Genomic DNA, 557 nt, shown 5'->3' on the forward strand with positions numbered 1-557 from the left:
GGGTCACCGATAGGAGCTCTTACAGTTTCGGCAAGTGGCACAGGAACGATTAGCTACCAATGGTATAGCAATACATCAGCAAGTACTACAGGAGGAACATTGATTAATGGAGCAACATCATCGAGTTATACACCGACTGATACTACAGCAGGGACTTACTATTATTATGTAGTAGCGAGCAGTGATTGTTCAACAGCGAGCAGTAGTGTTGCTACGGTAGTAGTGAATTCTAATACAGCGATTACGACAGACGTTTCAGATCCATCACCAGTATGTGCTGGGTCACCGATAGGAGCTCTTACAGTTTCGGCAAGTGGCACAGGAACGATTAGCTACCAATGGTATAGCAATACATCAGCAAGTACTACAGGAGGAACATTGATTAATGGAGCAACAACATCGAGTTATACACCGACTGATACTACAGCAGGGACTTACTATTATTATGTAGTAGCGAGCAGTGATTGTTCAACAGCGAGCAGTAGTGTTGCTACGGTAGTAGTGAATTCTAATACAGCGATTACGACAGACGTTTCAGATCCATCACCAGTATGTGC

The 557-nt window shown here is 43.8% G+C and carries 1 pseudogene; it reads left to right on the plus strand.

From position 1 onward, the window contains the following. Positions 1 to 557, plus strand: a pseudogene (locus Q0714_RS14160) (hypothetical protein); the annotation flags it as partial.

The organism is uncultured Lutibacter sp. (assembly GCF_947493565.1).
GTDB classification, from domain to species: domain Bacteria; phylum Bacteroidota; class Bacteroidia; order Flavobacteriales; family Flavobacteriaceae; genus Lutibacter; species Lutibacter aestuarii.